Raw genomic sequence first — 12,905 nt, 5'->3', positions numbered from 1 at the left:
CGCGTGACGACCACGGCGGAAGTTGCGAGTCAGGCGGACGAACGGATCCGGCGGCTGGAGTCCCAGCTGGTCCGCGAGTACGACGCGGTGCCACCGAGCCTCGTGCACGAGTGGATCGAACGGGCCCGTGCGCGCTTCGGCGGCGCGAGAGTGCAGGAGTTCGTGCCGTTGTTCGTGGCCCGCGAGGTGCGGGCGTCGGCGAAGGCCTTCCCCGTCACCGGGACGACGGGGACACACCTGTCGAGCTGGGCCCGCAACACCGCGCGCCGCCTGCTCGCCGCGGAGCTGCCACGCCGTTGGGCGCACACGGCCGGAGTGGCACGCCGAGCCGAGCACGTGGCCCGCGTCCTGCCGGAAGACGAACGCGAACTGCTGGTCGCCGCCGCGTGGGTGCACGACATCGGCTACGCCTCCGAGCTGAAGGACACCGGCCTGCACTCCCTCGACGGTGCCCGCTACCTGCGCAGGGCGGGCGTCTCGGACCGCATCTGCGGCCTGGTAGCGCACCACTCGGGCGCGTCCGCCGTCGCGGGCCTGGTCGGACTGGCCGACGGCCTCGGCGAGTTCGCCGACCAGCGAGGCAGGCTGCGCGACGCGCTCTGGTACTGCGACATGAGCACAGGCCCCGACGGCCAGCCGACGACGGTGCAGGGCAGGCTCGCCGAGATCCGCCAGCGACGCGGCCCGGAGGACCCGGTGGTGCGCGCGCTAGCGATCAACGGAGACGAACGCCTGGCGGCCGTCCGGCGCACGCACAGGCTCCTCCGCCGCACGTGACGGACACCGCCCGGCGTTTACTTGAAAGTTGAACTATCTTGGTGGCATGAAGAAGATCGGTTTTCTGTCGTTCGGGCACTGGACGGACAGCCCGCACTCGCAGACGAGGTCGGCGGCCGACACGTTGCTGCAGTCGATCGACCTGGCCGTCGCCGCCGAGGAGCTGGGAGCCGACGGCGCCTACTTCCGCGTGCACCACTTCGCGCGGCAGCTGGCGTCCCCGTTCCCGCTGCTCGCCGCGATCGGCGCGAAGACCGACCGCATCGAGATCGGCACCGGCGTGATCGACATGCGCTACGAGAACCCGATGTACATGGTCGAGGACGCGGGCGCCGCCGACCTCATCGCGGGCGGCAGGCTCCAGCTCGGCATCTCCAGGGGATCACCCGAGCAGGTCGTCGACGGCTGGCGGCACTTCGGCTACCAGCCCGCCGAAGGCCAGACCGAGGCCGACATGGCCCGCATGCACACAGAACTGTTCCTGAAGGTGCTGGAGGGCAAGGGCTTCGCCGAACCCGCACCCCGACCGATGTTCCCGAACCCGCCGGGCCTGCTGCGGATCGAACCGCACGCCCCGGGCCTGCGCGACCGCATCTGGTGGGGCGCCGCCTCCAACGGCACCGCCGAGTGGGCCGCCGCGCAGGGCATGAACCTGATGAGCTCGACCCTGAAGTACGACGAGGGCGGCGCCCCGTTCCACGTGCAGCAGGCCGACCAGATCAGGGCGTTCCGCAAGGCCTGGACCGAGGCCGGCTGGAAGCACGAGCCGCGGGTCTCGGTGTCGCGCAGCATCTTCGCGCTCACCACCGACCTCGACCGCATGTACTTCGGCGGCGACGGCAAGAGCACCGACCAGGTCGGCTTCATCGACGGTCCCAACCAGGCGATCTTCGGCCGTTCCTACGCCGCGGAGCCCGACGTGCTGGTCGAGCAGCTGGCGGGGGACGAGGCGATCGCGGAGGCGGACACCGTGCTGCTGACCGTGCCCAACCAGCTCGGGGTGGACTTCAACGTGCACGTGCTGGAGAGCATCCTCACGCACGTGGCGCCGGGGCTGGGCTGGCGGTGAGCCGGGGGACGCGCGGGCCTGGTCGGTCCGCGCGTCTCGTTGTCCCTGTTGCTTCAGTGTTAACCGAAATTTGTGGTCAGTAGAGGTCTGGCAACGTCCTGGTGACGACCTCGTGGAACTGTCCCAGGAGACCCTCAAGAGGTTCGCTCATCTGCTCCGCCACAGCGCGACTGGGCGCCCAGACGGAGTCGCCGGCGCGGGTTCGGAGTTCGTCGGCGCGCCTTCGCAGTTCGTCGTTGAACACCCGCGCTCGGGCGGTTTCGAGCGCCAGAAGCGCCTGAGACCACCCCTCGGCGGTGGGCGTGGCCCACTGGCGGGCAGGCCAGGTGCCCGTCTCCCGCTCGACCGCGATGACGCGATCGAGCTCGGCGTAGGCCGAGCCGATCATGTCGGTGACCGCCGACTGCAGAGCGAGAATGCTGTCGCGCTGGAAGACGTTGCGCGCGTTCAGACGTTCTCGCTCGTGCAGCTGTTCACGAAGGGCGGTCTCGCGCCGGTCGGTCACGCGCTCCTTGTAGATGGCCGCCACCAACGTGGTGAGCGAGCCGAGCAGCACTCCAACGAAGCCGAAGATCGCTGTCGCCATGTCCGTGCTGTCGCACAGCTGGCGGGCGGCGTTAGTCGGATGCCATGTCGCCTGGCATGCCGTGAAGTTCGACGGCACTCGATCCCCATGATCTTCGGCCTCCGCCGGTGCGCGTCGTGGTGCGGACTCCTGTGGGCCGTCAGTGCGGAGTCGCTCGACGCGATGGTTAGCGGAGGTCGATGTGCGAACGTCGATCTGTTGTCGGCCCCAGCGCCTTGCGCGCCGACGCCGCGAGTCGTTCCCACCGGGCTGCTTGTCCTCTCGGGCGCTTGTGTCGACCTGCCGCACAGCTGCTGATCGCGCTGCCGGCGACCGGCCGTTCGACGCCCCGGCGAATCGAATTCGTCGATCCCACAACGGTTTCCGGCTCACCACCTTGACGAGGGCGAGTACGCCCTGCCAGCTTCGAACCATGTCGCGACCGCTCATCGGCGGGCGGTCACTCCGCCCGGCACTGGTCCTCCTCCTCACCGCCCTGGTCGGTGTCCCGGCCGCACAGGCACAGGCACAGGCCGCGCCCGGTCCGCTCGACAGGGCGCACACCGCGGGCAGGGTCACGAAGTCCGGCCAGTACTCCTGGCCCGGCGTCTACTTCGAGGGCCGGTTCCGCGGCACCGGCGTCGGCGTCGTGCTCAACGACGCGGCGAGCTACTACGACGTGCAGATCGACGGGCGCACCGTCGCTACCCTGGCCAAGCCCGGCCGGATCACCTACCGCGTGCGGAACCTGAGCAACGGCGAGCACCGGGTGAGGGTCGTGAAGCGGTCCGAAAGTCCTTGGGCGGTGGGGGAGTTCGGTGGGTTCGTCGGGGCTGTGCTGCCCAAGCCGCCCGATCGCAGGCGGCAGATCGAGTTCATCGGGGACTCGCTGACGGCGGGCTACGGCAACCTGTCGACCACGCGCGACTGCTCCGCTAACGGTGGTGTCGACCAGAACACCAACGCGGACCTCGGTTTCGGCGCGCTCGCCGCACGGGCACTCGGCGCCGACTACCAGGTCAACGCGTTCTCCGGCCGGGGGATGGTGCGCAACTACAACGGCGGTGAGCCCGGCACGAGCTACCGCACCTACTACGAACGGGCGTTGCTGAACGTCGACGGCGACGTGTGGCAGAACCCCGGCACGTGGCGGCCCCAGTTGGTCGTGATCGGGCTCGGCACCAACGACTTCTCCACCGCGCTGCGGCCCGGCGAGCAGTGGCCGACACCGGAGAGCCTGGTGGCGGCGTACAAGAGCGCCTACCACGGGTTCCTGGACGGGCTGCGAGCCCGGTACGGGCCCCGCACGACGATCGTCGTCAGCGTGCCGGAGGCGAGTGGGGTGTTCGCCGACGCGGTCCGTGAGGTGGCGCGGGAGGATGGCCGCGTCCGCTACTGGAACTACGCCGATCCCGCACTCGACCGGCTCGGGTGCGACTGGCACTTCTCCCAGCGCGACCACCGGCTGATCTCCGGTCTGTTGACCGACTACGTCGCGGGGCTCGGGCTGGCCTGGTGAACGGACAGCGGCCCCGGTCACCGGACAGGTGACCGGGGCCGCTGGGGTTCGTGGTTACCGAGCGCTCGACCGGTTGCGTCCGGCGATGCCCTCCGCGACGCCGATCAGCAGCACGGAAGCGATCACGGCGATGATGAAGCCCAGCACGTTGAGCTCGAAGATGTCCCCGGTGCCGAGCAGGTTGGCGATGGTGCCGCCGATGACGGAGCCGACCAGCCCGAGCAGCAGCGTCGCCACGACGCCGAGGTTCTGCTTGCCGGGTTTGATCAGTCGGGCGAGTGCGCCGATGATCAGTCCGGCCACGATGAACCCGATCACGTCAACCTCCTGGTGTTCTCGACCTGACTCCGCATACCCGAATCGGCCAGGACTCAAACATACAGGCATCTCTATTGCTTCAGTGCTGACCGAAAACAATCACCTACGCCGGTCCCGCACGTACACCGCCGACTGCTTGCCCTCGCCAGGAGCCCGGCGGTCGACCTCGAACAACGTCGTGGCCGTCACCAGGTCGCTGAGCTTCGAGTAGCCGTAGGTGCGGGAGTCGAACTCGGGCCGCTGCTTGGTGATGATGCTGCCGACGGCGGACAACGACGCCCACCCGTCCTCGTCGGAGGCGGCCTCGACGGCGTTGCGCAGCAGGTTGACCAGCGTCGTGTCGCCCTTGAGCTGAGCGCCGGAGACCGTGGACTTGCCTGCGGACGGAGCCTGCTCCGGTGCCGAGGCCTCGGGGTGGGCGAGGTTCTCGACGTAGACGAACTTGTCGCACGCCGCGACGAACGGCTTGGGCGTCTTGCGCTCGCCGAAGCCGTAGACGGTGAGGCCGGACTCGCGCAGGCGGGCGGCGAGGCGGGTGAAGTCGGAGTCGCTGGAGACGATGCAGAAGCCGTCGAAGCGGTCGGAGTAGAGCAGGTCCATCGCGTCGATGACCATGGCGGCGTCGGTCGCGTTCTTGCCGGTCGTGTACGCGAACTGCTGGATGGGCTGGATCGACTGGGCCAGCAGGTGGTCCTTCCAGCCCTTGAGGCTGGTGCCGGTCCAGTCGCCGTAGGCGCGTTTGACGTGGGCGGTGCCGTACTTCGCGATCTCGGCCAGCAGTGCCTCGGTGATCGAGGGCTGGGCGTTGTCCGCGTCGATGAGGACGGCTAGCTTCACGGCGCTGTCGTTGGCAGGGGCCACGGGCGGATCGTACGGGGGCGGGCGTGCGGCACGCCGTCCGACACGATCGTCCAAAGCAACACGAACGCCCTGTTCGCGCATTACGGTGGTGTCGGAAAGAGGCCGTGAGAGAGGCGGAACCGGGCGTGACGTCCTGGGTCGAAGTGATCAACTATGTTCGGCTGCGGTACGAGGTGCTGGAGGAGTCGGACGTCTGGCTCCGCTTCCGCCTCGACACGGACGGCGCACGCACGCAGCAGGTCTCCGTGCACCACATCACCGACGAAGGCGGTTCGGCGTGGGTGGAGCTGTCCTCCCCGGTCGGGCGCGCCGGCGAGATCGACCTGCTGCGGTTCCTCGAACTGGCCGGTGAGTCGCAGGTCGGCGGGGCGGCCGTGGTGGACGGGGTCGCGCTGCTCAAGCACGTGGCGCCGCTGGAGGACCTGAGCGTGCGGGAGGAGTTCGAACGCCCGTTGCAGCTGCTGGTCGGCCGGGCGGACGTCCTCGAGCACGAACTGACGAGCTCCGACCACTTCTAGCCCGATGACACAGGCCGCGGCCTGGGCCGAGGAGCTGGTCGCGGCCGTGCGCGACGACCCCGCCGGACGGCTGGCGTTGATGGAGCGGTGCTACTCCGGTCCGTTCGGCCAGGCGCCGCGGCACCTGCCGTTCCGGCGGGCGGCGCGGTCGTTCATGCGCTGGCAGTTGCGGCGGGGCGTGCTGCGGCCGGGGTCCGGCAGCCCGTGGTGGCGTGCGGTGAACGAGCGCATCCTGCGTGACGGGTGCGAGGCGGTGGCGTTGAGCGGCGGGCTGGGTGGCCCGCCGTCGTCGCACACGGCCGGGTTGTGGCTGGCGTTCGCGCGTGAGCCGACCGCTCGTGCCTGGTACCGCGCGCACAACGGGAGCGTGGTCGCCGCCTACCTGGAGCACCGCGATCTCGCCGAGGCGGAGAACGAGCCCGAGCGGTTCTTCCTGAACGTCATCCTGTGCCGGGTGCTCTACACGCACGCCCTGGTGGCCGCGCCGCGGTTCTCGCTGGGGCCGCTGAGGGTGCTGGCGCCGTTCCTCGGCGATCCGCGGCTGGGCATGACCGGGATCTTCCTGCAGCTGTCGCGCGTGCTGCCGGACGAGTACCCGCTGCGGGCCCGCGTCCCGCACTACCTGGCGCAGGAGCACGGGTTCGCCCGGCTCGTGGACTTCGGCATGATCGTGCCGAGGATGCAGCGGCTCTACGAGTGGTCGGCGGGGGAGCTCTCGGCGCCCGGACTGCTCGACTGCGTTCGCGACGGCGCGCTGACCTACGCGTGGCGGTACGAGGACCGGCACGTCTGGGACCCGCCGCGGTCAGTCCTGCTGCCGGTGATCCACCGGGTCCTCCCGCCGGACTAGGGAGTGCCGAGCTTCGTCGGCGGTGTCAGCACGCGCTCGCCGACGACCGTCACCGCGACCGGCCGCTGCGGTTCCAGCGCGGGGGTGGCCTGGGTCCAGCAGCGCAGCAGGTGCCGGCACAGCCTGGCCTCCATCTCGACGGCGGCGGCCGCGGCGTGCAGGAGGTCCTGCGTCCTGGCCGGGTTCGCCGACAGGTGGTCGCGGCACAGCGCCAGGTGCCGGGTCCACCGCTGGTCCGCGGTCTCCTCCGGTGCGGTGTGCGGGAGTCCGAGCCGGTGCAGACCGGCGGCGAGCTTCCGTTCCGACAGCAGGGACAGCGCGGCCGACGCCGCCTGGTGGCCGACGGCGGTGGCGGTGTCCGCGCGGCTCAGCACGCGCATCGTGTTGTGGGCGGCGATCGCGGCGGTGGGGACGCGTTCGACGGCGGTCAGGGACCTCGCGGTGAGGAGTTCGCGGATCTGCGCGGCGGTCGCCCCGGTCTCGATGAACGAGTGGAGAGCGGTGTGGCCCGTCCTCATCAGGCTGATGAGGTGGTCGCCGATCCGTGCGGGTGATGCCGTGTCGCCGCCCGCCTCGCGGACCGCGGGCGTGGTCGTCGCACGCAGTGCCGCGATCCAGTGGCGGCTCAGTTCCGCCCGCCAGCGCAGGACGTCGGGGTGCTGGGTCCGATCCGGTGCGAAGCCGTCTTCGAGGGAGATCCACAGCGCGAGCTGGAAGTCCGCGCCCTCCGGCTCGTCGACCGTCGGCGGTGGCGGGCTCTGGCCGACGTCGAGCAGGGCGGCGATGATGCCGGCGCTCAGCGGTCCACGGGCGGTGGGCAACAACATGAACGGCCTCCGGCGGATGATCCACGATCCCGTGATCAACTACCCGGCCGCGGACGGCTCAAACCCGTTGGCGCGGATTGCTTTTCGCGGGACCGCCGATTGAGACGCGACCTGGCGGGGAAGCGCTTTCATGCTAGGTTCGGAGAAGAGTGACACCACTCGAAACGGAGCAGCCCATGCCGGTGCTTTGGGGTGTCTCGTTCGATGCCACGGCCATGTCGGGCGTGGTGGTCGAATTCCTCAAAACCTCGAAATCCTTCGCCGACCGCGGTTATCGCGTACATCTCGACCTCGGGTACGACATCAAGGCGGACAAAGGCCGCTTCTTCCACGACTACCGGCACGAACACGTGCCGGAATGGGTCACGCTGGACCGCGTCGACGGTCTCGGGCGCATTGCCGGATACGACCGGGAATTCGTGGCGGCGACGCTGGAGTCCGTGCGGCGCGACGAGCCGCCGCGGACCGATCGCGTCACCGGGGAACTCGCCGACGCGATCGTCCGGACCTGGGAAGACCGCGGTGTCGAGCTCGTCATGGTCGAGAACGGCACGTTGCCGGAGAACGTCACCTACACCAAAGCGCTCTACCAGGCCATTGCCATCTACGGTGCGAGACATGACCTCGGCAGATATGTGCTGTGGCGTGATCACGACCTGATGTGGCAGAGCGAGCCGGCGAAGTACGGGAGCTTTCCCTATCCGGCGACGCCTCCGATGGTGAACTCGCCGCACATCCACTACTTCGCGCTGCACGAGGAGGCGCGGCGGCGCACGCTGGAGTGGATGCCGCACCTGCGCAACCTGGACGTGCTGCCGAACACCTTCACGCCGCCAAGTCGCCCAGGCCGGCCTGATTTCCGGGAACACCACGGAATAGCGCCGGACACCAGGCTGATCGCCCGGTGCACGAGGATCATCCCGCAGAAGCGCATCGACCGGGACCTGCACCTGCTGGCCCGGCTGCCGGGCACGTGCCTGTTCGTCGCCGGCGACACGGAGGAGGACCCGGCCGAGACCGCGAGGCTGCGCGCGCTCGCCGGGGAGCTGCGGGTGGACGTCGTGTTCGGCGGTGTGCTGGAGCCGTGCGAGTCGGCCGGCCCGGGGTTCTCGGTGCGCGACCTGCTGGCGCACGCCGACGTCGTGTCGTTCCTGACGTCGTACGACTACGAGAGCTACGGCAACCCCATCGGCGAGGCGATCGCGGCCGGAGTGCCGTACATCGCGAGCCGCTACGCCCTGTACGACACGGTGTACGCGGGCTTCGAGGCGCCGGTGCTCGACATCGTGAAGCACGACCTGCCGACGGCGGAGTTCGCCCGGCAGGTCCACGAACTCATGACGAACGCGGAGAGGCGGGCCGAAGTGGTGGCGCACAACCGGCAGCTCGGCACGCACACCCGAGAGGTCGCGGACGACCTGGTGAGCACGTTGTTCCCGCCCGTGATGGGCGCGGACGTCCGCGCCAGCGTCGTGCTGCCCGTGCTGAACGAGGCCGCGAACATCGAGGCGGTGCTGCGGTCGTTGCGGGACCAGGAGGACGTCGACCCGGGCAAGTACGAGATCGTGCTGGTGGACAACAACTCCACGGACGACACGGTCGAGATCGCGCGCAGGTTCGCCGAGACCTCACCGGTCGACATCCACGTGATCAGCGAACGCGAGCAGGGCGTGGCGTGCGCGCGGAGGGCGGGCATGGAGTTCGCGGTGCGCCGCAGCCGCAACCGCAAGGACCCGGGAGAGCGCTTCTACCTGCTGTCGGCCGACGCGGACTGCCGGGTCGACGGCCGGTGGATCACCGAGCTCCTCGCCGTGATGGACGAGGACAAGGCCGCGATCGGGGTGTGCGACTACTACTACAACGCCGAGCACTTCGTCGGCAGGCCACGGCTGTGGGACGCCATCCAGCGCACGTTGCGGTGCCGCGCGGTGACGTTCTCGCTGTTCGGCGGCTTCCCGGACGGCAAGGGCTTCGCCGTCGAACGGGACGCCTACGAGGACGTCGGCGGCATCGAGATCTTCTACCAGCTGCAGGGCGGGCGGTTCGTGAACCACCTGTCCGACGACTGGGACTTCGGCATCAGGGTGCGCGGCTCCGGCCACGACATCGCCTACGCCCCGAAGTCGAAGGTCGAGATCAACCCGCGCCGCGTCAACCACGCGATCGACGAGGTCATCACCGGCCGCGCGTACGGCAGCGACGGCATCATCGTCATGCGCGACATCCGTCCGGAGGCGCCTGAGACGGCGCAGACCGCCGACCTCACCGAGGCCGAGGCGCTGCAGGCATGGGAGTTCTCCATCAAGGACTTCACACCGAAGAACGCCATTCTCCCCGTGCTGCTCACACCGTCGTTCCTGGACGAGGACGCGGTGGTCGAGTTCTTCGGCGACGACCTGGCGGCCAGGCTCGGCGCGCGCGTCGCGGAGATCAAGGCCGAGATGAGCGTCGTGGACTTCGTCCCGATCCACTCCTACAAGACGCCGACCTACCGGCTGTACCTCGAGTTCCGCGACGAGATCTTCGCCAGGCTGCGCGCCACCGTCGGCGAGGACATCGGCTTCCCGCCGCCGTTGCCGGAGTGCTTCGACGACGTGCCGGAAGCGCGGTTCGCCGAGTTCGTGAAGTACTACTGCGAGGACCGCGAGTCGGGGGAGGCGCACAACTACTTCGGCAATGGAGGCGTGTTCTGATGGATCGTGTTCTGACGGATCCGGAACCGAGGGTGTGGGCCGCGTTGCAGGACCCGGCCAACGCGCACCTGCTCGACTACGTCACCGAGGACCCGTTCGGCGCGCACGTGTTCCCGGGCAACGTGCCCGGCTACGGCGTCGAGGACTTCCTGAACGACCTGAGCGACCAGCTCACCACCACGGCCCCGATCCACCTCTGGTCCTACATCCCCACGTGCGCCTACAAGTGCCGCTTCTGCCAGTACCCGGTCGTGCTGGTCAAGGGCGGGCGCAACGAGCAGAAGCTGACGCAGTGGGTCGACTGGAACATCCGCGAGGCCGAGCTGTGGTTGCACCGCGTGCCGGAGCTCGCGACCGCGCCCGTCGGTGAGTTCAACGTCTTCGGCGGCACCCCGTCGCTGTTGCCGGAGAAGGACATCCGGCGGTTGCTCGACTTCTACCGGGACAACTTCGGGTTCACCGAGGACACGACGATCCGCTTCGAGGGCGACCCGAGCACGTTCACCCCGGCGAAGCTGGAGGTGCTGCGGGAACTGGGCTGCACCAAGCTGTCCAGCGGCGTGCAGTCGTTCGACGACGACGTGCTGCGCGAGTGCGGCCGCGAGCACTCGGCGCAGATGTGCGTCGACTTCGTGCGCAACGCCCAGGCCGCGGGCTTCGAGTGGATCAGCATCGACCTGATGTACGGCCTGCTGGACCAGACCGTCGACAGCGTCAGGCGCGATCTCGACGTGGTGCTGGAGAACGAGGTCACCGCCGTGGTGTGCACCAAGCTGCACCTGAAGTCCTACGCCGAGACCAGGACCGGGGTGGCGGGGGAGCAGCCGGCGCCGTGGCAGCTGCCGCAGTACCGCGAGAAGCTGGTGCGGGACGGGCACTTCTGGCCCACCCTGCAGGAGCAGTACCGGATGCGCGAGGTGCTGACGGACGGCCTGCGCGCCGCCGGCTACAACGAGCACCCCACGATGTACTTCGCCCGCGACGGCCTCGGTCCGGAGAAGTGGAAGTCCATCATGGTCGACCAGGACAAGCAGGAGGCCGAGGTCGCGATCGGACTGGGCGGCAGTTCGAGCTGCCGGGTGTCCGAGGCGATCACCGACGTGAACTGGAAGCACTACGCCCAAGCGGTCGACGAGGGCAGGGTGCCGCTGGGCTCGGCCACCGGGTTCGACGCCACCGCGCGCGAGGCCCGTGCGGTCAAGATGGCGCTGTCGACGTTGCAGCCGGTGCGCGACGACCTGCACCAGGCCCGTTTCGGCAGCTCGTTGCAGGACGGTCCGTGGCGGGAGAAGTTCCGATCACTGGCCGAACGCGGACTCGTGACGGTCGACGCCGGGGGAGTCGCGCTGACCGACGACGGTGAGGTGCTGGTCGAGGCGATCATCAACACGGAGCTGTGACCGGAGACCTTGACTGAGGGCCGCCACTGCCCAATCGTGTGCGGCGTGACTGCAGCGGATCAAGGTTCGACCGACGTCGTGATCGTCGGTGCCGGCTACGCGGGACTGGCCGCCGCCTCCCGTCTCGTGACGGCCGGGCTCGGCGTCGTCGTGCTGGAGGCCGCGGACCGGGTCGGCGGCAGGGCGTTCAGCGAGGAGCTGCCGTCCGGGGTCCGCGTCGACCACGGCGCGCAGTGGATCGGCCAGTCCCAGCAACGGTTCCACGAGCTCGCGGCCCGGTTCGGCAGGACCTTCCCCGCGTGGCGGACCGGCACGCACACCGAGATCGGGCACGACGGCGCCCGCACCGACCACTCCGGCCCCGGCGTCGCCGAGTACGGCCGCGTCACCTCGCAGCTCGACGAGCTCGGGGTCACCGTCGACCTCGAAGAGCCCTGGCGCACCCCGAACTTCGCGGAGTTCGACGCCCAGTCCGCCGAGGAGTACTTCGCCGCGCAGACCCACGACGAGGACGCGCAACGGCGGCTCGCGCTCCTCGTGCAGGCCGTGTGGTGCTGTGAGCCCAGGGAGATCTCGTTCTTCCACGTGCTGTTCTGCCTGGCCTCGGCCGGTGGGTTCGAACGGCTGACGGAGACCGGCTTCGCGCAGGAGTCCCGTTTCGCGGGCGGTGGGGACGCGGTCGCCGTGGCGCTGGCGGAGTCGATGCCGGGAGTCGTGCGGCTCGGCGAGCCGGTCCAGACGATCCGGCACACCGCCGACGGCGTCGAGGCGGTCACCGCCAACGGGGTCGTGCGCGCACGCCGGGCGATCGTCACCGTGCCCCCGGCCGCGCTGGAACGGATCGCGTTCGACCCGGTGCTCCCGCCCGCGCGTCGGGGCTGGGCGGGCTATGCGCCGATGGGCAGGGTCGCCAAGGTGCACGCCGTCTACGAGGAACCGTTCTGGCGCAGGAAGGAACGCTCCGGCACGGCCACGTTCCTCAGCCGCGGCCCCGTGGGCCTGGTGTTCGACAACTCGCCGGAGGACGGCTCGGCCGGCGTGCTCGTGGCGTTCCTGCACGGCGACCGCGTCGACGGCTGGGCCACCGCGCCCGACTCCGTTCGCCGCACCGAGGTTCTGGCTGCGCTGAACGAGGTGGCCGGACCGCGAGCGCGGATGCCCGTCGACTACGCCGAGATGGCGTGGTCGGAGGACGGCTGGACCATCGGCGGCTACGGGTGCTTCGTGACGCCCGGCGGCTGGACCGACCACGGTGAACACGGCTGGCGCGCGCCGACCGGCACCGTGCACTGGGCCGGTACCGAGACCTCGTCGGTGTGGAACGGCTTTCTCGAAGGCGCCGTCGTGTCCGGCGAACGTGCCGCCGACGAGGTGATGATCGCCTTCAAGAACGCCGAATAGAGTTCTGCAAACGGTCGCAATTCCCTAATTCACATACCTGACTTTTCACGTACTCGAACATTTCCGCGAATTGAGTGCGAATCATTGACGCTGCCTGAGGAGCTATT

The 12,905-nt window shown here is 69.5% G+C and carries 12 protein-coding genes; 8 read left to right on the top strand and 4 right to left on the bottom strand.

Going from position 1 to position 12,905, the window contains the following annotated elements:
* Positions 1-3 precede the first annotated feature (3 nt).
* On the top strand, positions 4-777 hold the full coding sequence (locus ACFWN2_RS06925) for an HD domain-containing protein (protein ID WP_382425391.1): 774 nt from the start codon (positions 4-6) through the stop codon (positions 775-777).
* 46 nt (positions 778-823) lie between these two features.
* Positions 824-1,846, top strand: coding sequence for an LLM class flavin-dependent oxidoreductase (locus ACFWN2_RS06920; RefSeq protein ID WP_382425390.1), 1,023 nt, complete (start codon positions 824-826; stop codon positions 1,844-1,846).
* Positions 1,847-1,922: 76 nt separating this feature from the next.
* Here ACFWN2_RS06920 and ACFWN2_RS06915 read toward each other — a convergent pair whose 3' ends face one another.
* Entirely contained in the window at positions 1,923-2,432 is a 510-nt protein-coding gene (locus ACFWN2_RS06915; RefSeq protein ID WP_382425388.1) for a hypothetical protein, read from the bottom strand.
* 412 nt (positions 2,433-2,844) lie between these two features.
* On the opposite strand from ACFWN2_RS06915, the gene ACFWN2_RS06910 reads away from it, so the two are divergent.
* Positions 2,845-3,930, top strand: a complete 1,086-nt coding sequence (locus ACFWN2_RS06910) for an SGNH/GDSL hydrolase family protein (protein ID WP_382425386.1) — start codon at positions 2,845-2,847, stop codon at positions 3,928-3,930.
* A 54-nt stretch (positions 3,931-3,984) separates the two neighbouring features.
* Here the strand turns inward: ACFWN2_RS06910 and ACFWN2_RS06905 are convergent, their stop codons facing one another.
* Positions 3,985-4,248, bottom strand: coding sequence for a GlsB/YeaQ/YmgE family stress response membrane protein (locus ACFWN2_RS06905; RefSeq protein WP_382425384.1), 264 nt, complete (start codon positions 4,246-4,248; stop codon positions 3,985-3,987).
* A 99-nt stretch (positions 4,249-4,347) separates the two neighbouring features.
* Positions 4,348-5,109, bottom strand: coding sequence for an NYN domain-containing protein (locus ACFWN2_RS06900; RefSeq protein ID WP_382425382.1), 762 nt, complete (start codon positions 5,107-5,109; stop codon positions 4,348-4,350).
* 125 nt (positions 5,110-5,234) lie between these two features.
* Between ACFWN2_RS06900 and ACFWN2_RS06895 the strand changes: the two genes are divergently transcribed.
* Both ACFWN2_RS06895 and ACFWN2_RS06890 read left to right on the top strand, forming a co-directional pair.
* On the top strand, positions 5,235-5,627 hold the full coding sequence (locus tag ACFWN2_RS06895; protein WP_382425380.1) for a hypothetical protein: 393 nt from the start codon (positions 5,235-5,237) through the stop codon (positions 5,625-5,627).
* A 4-nt stretch (positions 5,628-5,631) separates the two neighbouring features.
* Positions 5,632-6,477 carry a hypothetical protein gene (locus ACFWN2_RS06890; RefSeq protein ID WP_382425378.1) on the top strand — a complete coding sequence of 282 codons (846 nt, stop codon included), beginning with the start codon at positions 5,632-5,634 and terminating at the stop codon, positions 6,475-6,477.
* Here the strand turns inward: ACFWN2_RS06890 and ACFWN2_RS06885 are convergent.
* Positions 6,474-7,304: a hypothetical protein gene (locus ACFWN2_RS06885; protein WP_382425377.1), complete on the bottom strand. Its 831-nt coding sequence runs from the start codon at positions 7,302-7,304 to the stop codon at positions 6,474-6,476. The two genes, ACFWN2_RS06890 and ACFWN2_RS06885, sit on opposite strands and share 4 nt — an antisense overlap.
* 176 nt (positions 7,305-7,480) lie before the next feature.
* Here ACFWN2_RS06885 and ACFWN2_RS06880 point away from each other — a divergent pair, with 176 nt between their 5' ends.
* From ACFWN2_RS06880 to ACFWN2_RS06870, 3 genes are read left to right on the top strand one after another with little or no spacing between them, the layout of a single operon-like run.
* Positions 7,481-9,997 carry a glycosyltransferase gene (locus ACFWN2_RS06880; RefSeq protein WP_382425375.1) on the top strand — a complete coding sequence of 839 codons (2,517 nt, stop codon included), beginning with the start codon at positions 7,481-7,483 and terminating at the stop codon, positions 9,995-9,997.
* The gene (locus tag ACFWN2_RS06875; RefSeq protein WP_382425373.1) at positions 9,997-11,397 is read left to right on the top strand and encodes a radical SAM protein; all 1,401 of its coding nucleotides are present in this window, start codon (positions 9,997-9,999) and stop codon (positions 11,395-11,397) included. Before ACFWN2_RS06880 ends, ACFWN2_RS06875 begins: the two co-directional genes overlap by 1 nt.
* Positions 11,398-11,442: 45 nt before the next feature.
* Positions 11,443-12,798 (top strand): flavin monoamine oxidase family protein, encoded by a 1,356-nt coding sequence (locus ACFWN2_RS06870; protein ID WP_382425371.1) that lies wholly within the window; start codon positions 11,443-11,445, stop codon positions 12,796-12,798.
* Positions 12,799-12,905: the final 107 nt, after the last annotated feature.

This window comes from Lentzea sp. NPDC058436 (genome assembly GCF_042721515.1).
Taxonomy (GTDB): domain Bacteria; phylum Actinomycetota; class Actinomycetes; order Mycobacteriales; family Pseudonocardiaceae; genus Lentzea.
Note: the sequence above shows the minus strand (reverse complement) of the source record. Positions and strands in the feature narration are given on the sequence as shown.

Bases quoted from the DNA above. Each gene is read 5' to 3' on its own strand.
- ACFWN2_RS06920 (WP_382425390.1), top strand. From the start codon at position 824: ATGAAGAAGATCGGTTTTCTGTCGTTCGGGCACTGGACGGACAGCCCG.
- ACFWN2_RS06915 (WP_382425388.1), bottom strand. From the start codon at position 2,432: ATGGCGACAGCGATCTTCGGCTTCGTTGGAGTGCTGCTCGGCTCGCTC.
- ACFWN2_RS06910 (WP_382425386.1), top strand. From the start codon at position 2,845: ATGTCGCGACCGCTCATCGGCGGGCGGTCACTCCGCCCGGCACTGGTC.
- ACFWN2_RS06890 (WP_382425378.1), top strand. From the start codon at position 5,632: ATGACACAGGCCGCGGCCTGGGCCGAGGAGCTGGTCGCGGCCGTGCGC.
- ACFWN2_RS06885 (WP_382425377.1), bottom strand. From the start codon at position 7,304: ATGTTGTTGCCCACCGCCCGTGGACCGCTGAGCGCCGGCATCATCGCC.
- ACFWN2_RS06880 (WP_382425375.1), top strand. From the start codon at position 7,481: ATGCCGGTGCTTTGGGGTGTCTCGTTCGATGCCACGGCCATGTCGGGC.
- ACFWN2_RS06875 (WP_382425373.1), top strand. From the start codon at position 9,997: ATGGATCGTGTTCTGACGGATCCGGAACCGAGGGTGTGGGCCGCGTTG.